The organism is Flagellimonas sp. L-11 (genome assembly GCF_056857735.1).
Genome location: NZ_JBSXNR010000017.1, coordinates 1 through 3,974, shown reverse-complemented (window position 1 = coordinate 3,974; position 3,974 = coordinate 1). Strand labels below are relative to the sequence as shown.

The 3,974-nt window shown below is 36.7% G+C and carries 2 protein-coding genes and 1 tRNA gene; 1 reads left to right on the top strand and 2 read right to left on the bottom strand.

The window, feature by feature from the left end; translation table 11 throughout:
* Positions 1-207: 207 nt before the first annotated feature.
* Positions 208-1,044 (top strand): DUF932 domain-containing protein, encoded by an 837-nt coding sequence (locus AC13CC_RS01030; protein ID WP_008610916.1) that lies wholly within the window; start codon positions 208-210, stop codon positions 1,042-1,044.
* Positions 1,045-1,194: 150 nt separating this feature from the next.
* On the opposite strand, the gene AC13CC_RS01025 is transcribed toward AC13CC_RS01030, so the two are convergent.
* Together AC13CC_RS01025 and AC13CC_RS01020 are read right to left on the bottom strand one after the other, a co-directional pair.
* A tRNA-Phe gene (locus AC13CC_RS01025) sits at positions 1,195-1,279 on the bottom strand.
* Between the two features lie 14 nt (positions 1,280-1,293).
* Entirely contained in the window at positions 1,294-3,813 is a 2,520-nt protein-coding gene (locus tag AC13CC_RS01020; RefSeq protein ID WP_008610917.1) for a DEAD/DEAH box helicase, read from the bottom strand.
* Between the last annotated feature and the right edge of the window lie 161 nt (positions 3,814-3,974).

Below are 3,974 nucleotides of genomic sequence, written 5' to 3'. Positions count from 1 at the left end.
ACCGTACTTAATATAAATAGTAGATTTCCTCTATTCCGTTTCTAAAGCTAATGCAGTAAGTGGAACTGTTGTTTTCAAGGTAAAACTATGCCTAGTCCAACAATATTATTTCTATTGGCTAAGTAACGATTCCGTTTCCTTTTGAGCCAAGATTTTAACTTCCGTTTGGGTACTGCTCAAATATTGTTTAACTAAAATTCAAAAGCTATGTATTTACAAAATTTGCAACAGGATGAAATCTTTGTTCCATCAGAAATGAAATCCTTAAAGAGTCTGACACAGATGGAATCTCGAAGAGGGCTTGAAAATGCTATTATCTCAAATGGCAAAATTGTCAACGTGGTATCGAACAGTTACGGACACATTCCGAATCAACTATTCTTCAAGAATGCTGAAGAAATGTTGACCGATGCACAGCTAAACTTTCATAAACGAACCATCAACAAAAATGATAGGTCGTTCATTACCGACTTTATCATCGACGACAAAAGCCAGTTTACGGTCAAGAACGATAAAGATTTGATACTGCCGATGCTTCGGTTCAAAAATTCCTATGACGGTAGTGAAAAGACCTCTGGTCACTTTGGATTTTATAGAGAAGTGTGTTCAAATGGCCTGCACGTTTCCCAGGCAGAAATTGAGTTTTCAATCAAGCACAGTAAGAACAACACGCATTTGATTATGCCGAGGCTGAACAATCTATTTGATAAATTTCTGGACAATGAATTTTATACCATTACCAAGAAATTCGACAAGATGAAGGAATGTAAAATCATCGATACACAAGAATTTGTGAAGGCCATTCTTGACAAAACGAAATTGTTCAGATATGAATGTAGCGACAATAACAGCGCCCCTTCAAAAAAGTCTCGTGAAGTCATAGAAATCTTGAACTATGAAGCCTTGTTGCTCAATGAAAAACCAAATCTCTGGTTGGGCTATAATGCGTTTAATTCAGTACTTCATAATGTCTTAAAGAAAAGCTTTGGCCAACAAGAACGGTTGGATAAAAAGCTGTTTGATGAAGTCTATGATATGGCATAAATTAAATTAAGGTTTGTCCAGTACCTTAAACTGGATTTTTAGTAACAATTGATTTTTTGAAGAACATTCTTTTTCACTAACAATTATGCTAATTGCAATAACCAACAAGCCCGCAATTTTAAATTGCGGGCTAAAATACTTGCGTACCTGCGGATAGAGAGAGATTCGAACTCTCGGTACAGTTTCCCGTACGCCTGATCTTCAATCAGGTGCCTTAGACCACTCGACCATCTATGTTTTAAAGAAGTTTTACCCCTTTTTTGAAACAACAGGCTTTAGAAATGTGTTTAGAAAACCGTTTGTTGTCAGATTATGTAAGCCTAACAAGTTGGCTATTTCTTTAGTACTTGATGCAGTAAAACCGGAACTGTTGATCCCATCAACAAATCTTCTTAAAGTAATTTTTAACGAAATTAAGGATTCTTCGTCAATAACTCTAGTATTTGCGCTAGTGTTCACATTCCAGCCTTTTATATTTGGTGGTTGAATTGTTACTAAATTAAAACTTGCTGCTTCACCATATAGTTTCTTAAACCACTCGCCTGAGCCCAATAACTGATTAATGTTATCTCTAGTGATTTCACCGTGTATAGCTCTAGATTTGGCCTCTAAAACTAAATAATGATTTCCAGTCATTACCCAAAGGACATCAGGACCGTTACCAAATTCTGCTTCTGGTTCTTGAGTATGAAAACCGACTAGTCTTCCAACTTCTGCCAAGGCGTTTTCAAATTTTGTATGTGGTATGTCCGGACTGAACTGAAGATCATCCAATAGACTTTCTAAATACAATTTAAAATCTTGGGATGTTTCATATCTTTTTATGAAATTGAGGACTTGTGTCGCCTGCTCTACACTTGCCATTATTTTAGTATAACTATGTCCGTTCTTTGACTGCAACATATGTGAGGCCGTCTTTGCTGCTTTTATTTGTAAATCGTTAGATTTCGGGATATTATCTAGATAGAGATAATTGGCTGCTTTTTCAAAATACCAACCTTTCTGTTTTTGGGTTAAATCAATTGTATCAACTATCTCATCCAAGATTATTTTTGAAGCTCCTTCGTGATTCCGTCTTCTGAAAAGGTCTATGGCCTTTGACTCGGTATCGGCAATTTCCAAATTCTTAATAACCCGCTCATCGGTTTTGTCAGTCTCCACTTGCGAAAGTATTCCAGAATGGTACTCGCGCCAACTCATATCTTGCACAAGACATAATTTAGCGGTATCTCTAATTGTTTTTAGGGCATTATCGTTTGATTCATCATCTAATAGTGATAGACCCAGTTTGAGTTGTTTCCGTGTTACTGGTGTAAAATACTGTAGATTCGATTTGTTTCCTAAAAACTGTAATAAATCCTTCCCCATTAGAAACACCGCGCAATAATCACTGCCAGACCTTACAGCTCTGCCTAGACCCTGCTCAATAATTTGAGCCTTTAGGGAAGATTTTACAGACTCTAGACGTAACTCTGCATATAACTGTTCATACGAACTAAATGACGGGTAGCCGTCCAATATCAAAATCCTGCACATATCGCCATTCAAATCTACACCATCATAACGATTCACCAGAACATTCAACGATCCCTTCTTGGATTTTAAACTGGCTATATCCTTATTGATGTTATCTTTTTCAATAATTTCTGCGCCAATATCTTCCCACTTTTCAGCTCTATTTGCAGAAGGTGTTAAAACCATTACATTTACGCCAGAATCTGCATATTCTTTAGCCAAATCCATTATCTGCTCGTCAGTTATCCTCGAATCGAATCTTTGTGGGGCAAGAATCAATCTTTGACCAACGTCCTTACGATCCTTGGGAATCAAGGCGTTTTTGATACTATCGATATCAATACCTAAATCCTTTATCAAATCAATCTGGTCTTCAAATGTAGCTGAAAGTATGTACCTATGTTTTGCTTCGTTAAAGGCGCGTACATTATGAAATGGCACATAAGACGGTGCGATTTCAATACCTCTTGGTCCCACATAGCAATCATAAGATTTTAAGTCGTCCGCTATCAAACCCCATTTGAACATCAGCTCGCTGTCTTCACTGAACTCGCCTATAAGATGCACAAGTTCATCTAAACGCGTGAGCCAAGCCCAGTAAGGTACTTTAAGTATCTTAGCATATGGATCGCCATCAGTTAACCTATGGTAAGTTCCTGGTGCTTGATACTTTAATTCATCATTGAATAATTTTAGTAATCTTTCGGCAAGTTCGTGACCGAATGGAATGTTTATGGTGGTGGCTTGCCTAGCTTTATCAAGGCATACGTGGGCATCATCGAGAACAATAGAGCCGACATCGATATTATCCCTATCAAAAATAGAGCGTGAATTGAAAAGCTTTTGAAACGTGCATAACAGAATAGCTTTTGAATTTAAAAAGTCATCAGGAAAAACACTTCTTTGCCCTTGATATTCAATTTCACAAACGGGTATTCCATATAAATCCGCTTGCAACTTTGCCTGTTCTAATAGTTGTTTGTCTGGACATAAATATAAACTTGGACCGACTCCTTCAATCATTTTTGAGTGCAACATCAATAAGCTTACAAGCGTTTTTCCAGAACCTGTATTCATTTTACACAAAACATCTCGTTGGTCTCTTATACTATGCCAGGAGTTTAATACCTCTTCTTGTATTCCTCTTAAATATGCATATCCTTCCTTATGGAACAAATTTTGAAATAACTCTATGGGTTCAAAATTTAATTCCTTTGGGGATGTATCTTCTAGTTTTTTCTTAAATATATTCATCGACAATTTTGTTCTATTATTGGATATTCCGAGGAAAGTTTACCACTGTTCCGCTCTAAAGTTTACCAGTAAATTCCTGACGTAAGTTTACCAGTTTCACCTACTTTTTTCCACCGCGGGAACGGTTATAAAAATCAATTATACAACATTATTTTCTTTTA